This is a genomic window from Grimontia sp. AD028 (genome assembly GCF_000973155.1).
Lineage (GTDB): Bacteria > Pseudomonadota > Gammaproteobacteria > Enterobacterales > Vibrionaceae > Enterovibrio > Enterovibrio indicus.
The window spans coordinates 1-6,137 of record NZ_LASY01000087.1; the positions used below are offsets into that span (position 1 = coordinate 1).

The following is a 6,137-nucleotide window of genomic DNA, read 5'->3' on the forward strand; positions in this document are numbered from 1 at the left end:
GCTACACATCGAAGCCTCTGCCTTGCATAAAACCCCCACAAACTGCTGCAAAAATCATCACCAAAGGTCAACAGCCCCTTAGAAAATTCAACCGGGTGAGCGCTGCATTTCTGCAGTAACTGAGGTAATCTTTGCCAATACGAATTTTGAAGGTATCCAGGCTCTTGCTTCTGGGTATTGTTGGGGTTGAATAGGGAGAGTTCATGTCATCAGGAAAACTGAATACCACGTTGGTGTCTGCGGGGCGAAAATCTGAGTACTGCAAAGGCAGTGTTAACAGTGTGATTCAGCGTGCTTCATCAATTGTTTTTGATTCTGTGGCGCAGAAGAAAGTGGCGACAAAACATCGTGGGGAACGTGAGTTATTCTACGGACGCCGTGGCACATTGACGCACTTTGCCTTTCAGGATGCCATGACTGAGCTGGAAGGTGGCGCAGGTTGTGTGCTCTATCCTTGTGGCGCAGCAGCCATTGCCAACAGCATGCTCTCTTTTGTCAAAACCGGTGACCACGTTTTGATGACGGGTGGCGCTTATGAGCCAACCCAGGCCTTCTGTAACACCATTCTTGCCGACATGGGGGTTTCCACCACTTACTACGACCCGATGAAAGGTGCTGAAATTGGCGCTTTGGTGAAACCGGAAACCTCAGTGGTCTTTCTGGAATCACCAAGCTCGATCACTATGGAAGTGCCCGACATCCCAGCCATTGTAAAAGCGGTACGTGCGGTGAACCCTGACGCGGTGATCATGATTGATAACACCTGGGCAGCTGGCATTCTGTTTAAAGCGCTTGAGCATGATATTGATATCTCTATTCAAGCGGGTACCAAATACATTGTTGGGCACTCTGACGCCATGATTGGTACAGCGGTCGCTAATGCACGCACTTGGGAGCGTCTGCGCGAGCGCTCTTACTTGATGGGACAAATGGTTGATGCGGATACCGCATACATGGCATCCCGTGGTTTGCGTACTTTGGGAGTGCGCTTGAAACAGCATCAGGAGAACAGTATTGCAGTCGCTAACTGGCTGAGTGCGCGACCTGAGGTGGCACGTGTCAATCATCCTGCTTTGGCTGAAAGTGTGGGACACGAAAACTATCAGCGCGATTTCAGTGGCAGTTGTGGCCTGTTCTCTTTCGTGCTGAAAGAGAAATTGACTGACGAGCAGATTGCGAATTATCTGGATAACTTTACGCACTTTAGCATGGCCTATTCGTGGGGCGGCTACGAGTCTCTGGTGCTGGCGAACCAGCCAGAAGAACTGAATGCCATTCGTCCAGTTGGCCCGGTTGATTTCAGCGGCACCTTGGTTCGTCTGCATATTGGTCTTGAAGATGTAGAAGATTTGATTGAGGATTTGGAAGCTGGCTTTGAACGCTTAAAGTAAATCGGACTTCGGTGAGAAATAAAAAACGGCGCATCAAGCGCCGTTTGTGTTTTTAGCCTTTTAGGTTCGGCACAGATTCATAGTGCTCAACCGTCGGGAAGGGATCGTAGAAATGATGCAGCAAGGCTTTCCAATCCTGATACCCTTCGGATTGCCGGAATCCTTCTGTGTGGTCTTCCAGAGTTTCCCAGTTCACCAGCAGTATGTAACGGTTTGCCTTTTCCATACATCGACGGACTTCATGGCTGATGTAACCCTTCTGCGCTGCGATAATGGTCTGCGCTTTGGCGAATGCGGTTTCGAATTCCATTTCCTGTCCGGGAATGACATTTAATATCGCAACTTCCAGAATCATCTTCGTTCCTTGAATGTAAACATTTAGTCAGAGCTTACTGACCTTTCGCCATCAGCATTTTTAGCGTGTCGGCCAGTTCCTCGGCACTTTGATGCGCACTGGTATTCACCACATATTTGCCATTAACCAGAAACGTCGGTACCGATCTGATTTCTGATTCCACCGTGATCTGATCAGCGCGCTCCATATCTGCGAACAGTGCTTCTTGTTGCGCTTCGGTCATGTCAAAAGGGCTGACCAGATTGTATTGCGCGAACAGTGAACTCAGGATGGCTTTGTTCTTTTCCGCGTCATCAGACTGATCTTCCTGCACAAACTTGAACAGGGCTTCGGTCAAACCTTCTGGTGGTGTGCCGTCAATTTGACTCATGGCGGAATAGTAAATCATTGCCGCGAAGGTGGCGTTTTCATTGAAGGTGACATGCGCTTTTCCAATTTTTACATCAGCGGCAGCTTCAATCGCAGGAATGGCCGCTTCCATTGAACGGCAGTGGCCGCATGACAAGCTGAAGACTTCGGTGACTGCTGGCAGATTTTCTACAGTCACAGGCGTTGCTAGCGTAGTGTACTTGTCGTTTTGTGGCGCTTCATCGCTGCAGGCGGAGATTGTCAGTGCTGCAAACAATGGAAGAAGGAAACGCTTGAGGTTCATAAAACTTAATCACTATTTTTAGCGAATTCATGTTCGCGATGGATGAATTTTTTGGAAACGTGAGTATATACCCAAATAACTTGAATGCGAGCTCCTTGAAGTTTCTAAAATGAGTAAAAGCTAGATAAAAAAATGCCAGCCGGAGGGCGGCTGGCAATGAGCGCAAGGCTCTTGGGCTTCTTTTTATTTAGTCGATGATCATCTTGCTCTGCATCACCATTGCGTCAATAACCGAAGAGCTGATTTGCTCCGAGGTCATCCCGGTAATGTCTACGCTGTAGGCATCGGCCATGTCTTCCATGCTCATGTTGTCGAACACGACCTGCTGATCAATGTTGCCATCACCTTGTGAGGAGATATTCAACATGGCGTGGCCCTCACCATCGTCACTGAACGACAGGTATTCTCCGAGTGAATCTGCAGTTTCGTTATTCAACAAATCAGAGAGATTAATGGCATCCTGCTGAGTATCGAAATCAGCAATATGGTCAACGGCTGGTTCGCTGACCGTGCCTTGATCACCACGCAGGAATGCATAGGTGTCCGACCCTGCGCCACCGGCTAATAAATCGTTGCCTTGTCCACCGAAGATCAGGTCATCTCCTAATCCGCCATCGATAATGTCATTTCCCGCATTGCCGTAAATGACATCATCGCCACTGTTGCCGAGTAATACATCCACTTCACTACTACCAGCTATGCGATCATTTCCATCACTACCAGAGAAGGTGACATCATCTAGCGCAATCACGTCATCGAGTGTATCGCTTACACCGTTTAGCGACGCATTGTTGACTGCTGATTCTGAGCCACCGATGGTGACATTAACCTGAGTTTGCATACCATTTGTGGCGGTGAGACTGATGACCTCAGTAACAGTATCATGCTCTCCTAATGCTGGTGTTGAGTGGGGGTCGAGTGTGTAAGTCCAAGCACCGTCGGTTAATATCAGTGAGCCATATTGGCCGTTTACTGTGGTGTCAGCAAATTCAGGTTGTGAATCATTCGCATCCAAATCAACGATAGAAAGCACACCTGTTGCTTCGAGCGTTGCACCAGAAAAATCAGTGAAGTCGGAATATGACATCGACCTTGGCTGATTAGGCGTATCACGCAGGTAATCCATGGTGAGTCCAGGAGTGATTTGCGGACCGTCTATCTGCACAATCACGCGGCCTTGTTCATTGGAGTCGTACTTAAAGCTACCGTCACCATCAAGGTCGACATCAAACACGGCGAAGGAATAAATATTCCCTGCTGAGTCTTGATAATCGAGTTGATAGTCGTAGGTGGCGGTGTACTGAACACCATTGATTTCAACTTTTTGACTCGAATCCTGAACGTACTCGTTCGAATAATTGTCGCCGTCTACCGTGGCGTCATTATCATAGAAACGGATGGTTGAGCCGGAGTCGTTGAACTGGAATGTCGGCTCATTACCGTAGTACTGCATGTCGCCACCCGAGAAGGTGTAACCTTCATTGAGGACGAATGCATTGCCAATATCCACAAATTCACTGGTGACCGAGTCCGGTGCCACAATGGCTGCGGTGTTGGTGCCGACCACGAACGGATCATCATTGGTTCCCGTGATAGAAACATTAATGTTTTGCACCGTGCCATCCGTTGCCGTCAGCGTGATGGTGTCGGTGACATAGTCGGAGCTGGACAGAACTTCTGCTTTCACGTCATCCAGCTCGTAAGTCCAGACACCGTCAGTTAAAGTGAGCGTGCCATAGTCCCCCTGAATCGTGGTGTTCAGGAACTCTGGCGTATCATCAGCATCTGGGTCACTAATGGCAATATTTCCACTAACAGTGACTTTGTCGCCGTAATCGCCTTCGGTCACTGCACCACTGAATACGCCAGTGACAATTGGCGCATCATCTGTACCCTGTATAGCAATTACAATCTCATGTTGTCCGCCTTCAGAGTCAGTAATGACGATGGTTTCCAGAGTCTCTTCATCGATTTGCTGTGCTTTGCTTTCATCGAAGGTGTACGTCCAGTTGCCGTTGGTCAGCACAAGCGTACCGAACTCACCTTGAACTGTGGTGTTCGGTAGAGTCGGTGTGTCGCCGCTATCAACGTCTGATACGCCGATTGAGCCGCTGGCTGAGATAGGCTGGTCTTGTTGCTGCGTGGCGGTGACGTAGAAAGCGACATCGTTGAAATCTCGGTCGCCGCCGCCTACAAGATCTTCCCATCCGGAGTATGTACCTGAGTTAATCTCATAATCGAAGTCACTGCCGTTTTTCGATGATTCAGACACAAATGTCGTGCCTGATGCTCCACCTTGATAGGCTGTTACTCCACCGCTTCCGAAGCTCAGACTTACACTACCGACATTAAAGCCTTTGCTGTCTCCGTCAGGGATGAGGAACAGCCCCACTTTTTCACCGCCAGCGGTATTGATGTTTACGCTTGAGTTGTTAACCGAATGCGCGTTATCAAAGATGATTGCGGAACGTACTACGTTACCACTGCCATCCATCACGTAGTAACCGACACTATTGCTGTAGCCGGCACTGGATGAAATGTTGTTCATGTTTAGATAGAGATTATCACCTTCGCTCACATCCCAAGTACCGTCATAGTTACGGCCAAGAGTAACGTTTTGTGTCGTTGCTGTGGTGTTGGTGATAGTGCCTGTGGTGTCGCCGGAAAGCACAGCAGCATCATCGCTACCAGTGATGTTCACCACTATCTCCTGCGTCGAACCGTCTGAAGCCTCAACAGTAAAGGTATCTGTTACGTTCTGGCCTTCGTTGAGGCTATCTACTTTGCTGTTGTCGAGCGTATACGTCCATTCGCCGTCAACAAGCGAGAGTGAGCCATAGGTTCCCGATTGATTACTGTCTGGAATTGTGACGTTGTCATTATCAATATCGCTAACCGAGAGTTTGCCACTGGTTGTAATCGCGTCACCTGCATCACCTTCAGTCACGCTACCGGAAGTAGTGCCTGAGATGAATGACGCATCATCAGCACCTGTCACCGTAATGACGATGTCCTGAGTGGTACCATCTGTCGCTGTCAGCGTTATGACATCCTCAACTTGCTGCCCTTCACTGAGTGATTGTGCTGCATCACTCAAAGTGTAAGTCCATTCACCATCAACCAAAGATAATGAGCCGTACTGGCCTGCTACTGTCGTATTGGCAAAGCTTGGTGTGTCGTTGGTATCTACATCTGTAATCGACAGGGTGCCGCTGACTGTTTGAGATTGCGAATCTTCGGAGATTTGTGCGGAGAGATCACCCGTTACTTCAGCCGGATCATCGGTACCCGTGACCGTGATAGTGATGTCCTGTTGAGTGCCGTCGGTGGCGGTCAGGGTGATCACATCCTGCGCGGTTTGATCTTCACCCAGGCTCTGAGACTTGGTTTCATCCAGTGTGTAAGTCCAGTTGCCATCGACCAATTCGAGCGTGCCGTAAGTGCCTTCCACCGTGGTGTTCTCAAACACTGTGGTGTCACCGCCGTCGACATCCACCACATCCAGCGAACCAGAGGTGGTGATGAGAGACTCGCCAATTTCCAGTTTCACCGTGGCGGTATTGCCATCGGCATCCACCAGGTAGTAGCTGCCGTCGGCGGTTTGGACGATAACCGGCGGGGTGTTGTCATTTTCTATGGAGGCGACATTACCCTGATGTACCAGCGAGCCTTCGCTGTTAATGGTGTAGAGGTCGACACCACCATCCGGGTTCGGCGCGACGAAAACAGGCTCACCGTC

General features: G+C 49.4%; 4 protein-coding genes. 1 reads left to right on the forward strand and 3 read right to left on the reverse strand.

Annotation, left to right across the window (positions count from 1 at the left end; translation table 11 throughout):
• Positions 1-203: 203 nt before the first annotated feature.
• Positions 204-1,391: a cystathionine beta-lyase gene (metC, locus tag RN22_RS18230; RefSeq protein ID WP_046306447.1), complete on the forward strand. Its 1,188-nt coding sequence runs from the start codon at positions 204-206 to the stop codon at positions 1,389-1,391.
• A 52-nt stretch (positions 1,392-1,443) separates the two neighbouring features.
• On the opposite strand, the gene RN22_RS18235 is transcribed toward metC, so the two are convergent.
• The 3 genes from RN22_RS18235 to RN22_RS18245 form a co-directional block, all read right to left on the reverse strand.
• A complete protein-coding gene (locus tag RN22_RS18235; protein WP_046306449.1) occupies positions 1,444-1,746 on the reverse strand; it encodes an antibiotic biosynthesis monooxygenase in 303 nt (100 codons plus the stop codon).
• 34 nt (positions 1,747-1,780) lie between these two features.
• The gene (locus tag RN22_RS18240) at positions 1,781-2,398 is read right to left on the reverse strand and encodes a thioredoxin domain-containing protein (RefSeq protein ID WP_046306451.1); all 618 of its coding nucleotides are present in this window, start codon (positions 2,396-2,398) and stop codon (positions 1,781-1,783) included.
• Between the two features lie 187 nt (positions 2,399-2,585).
• The coding region (locus RN22_RS18245; protein WP_046306454.1) for a VCBS domain-containing protein at positions 2,586-6,137 on the reverse strand (3,552 nt) is incomplete at its 5' end.

Bases quoted from the DNA above. Each gene is read 5' to 3' on its own strand.
- metC (WP_046306447.1), top strand. From the start codon at position 204: ATGTCATCAGGAAAACTGAATACCACGTTGGTGTCTGCGGGGCGAAAA.
- RN22_RS18235 (WP_046306449.1), bottom strand. From the start codon at position 1,746: ATGATTCTGGAAGTTGCGATATTAAATGTCATTCCCGGACAGGAAATG.
- RN22_RS18240 (WP_046306451.1), bottom strand. From the start codon at position 2,398: ATGAACCTCAAGCGTTTCCTTCTTCCATTGTTTGCAGCACTGACAATC.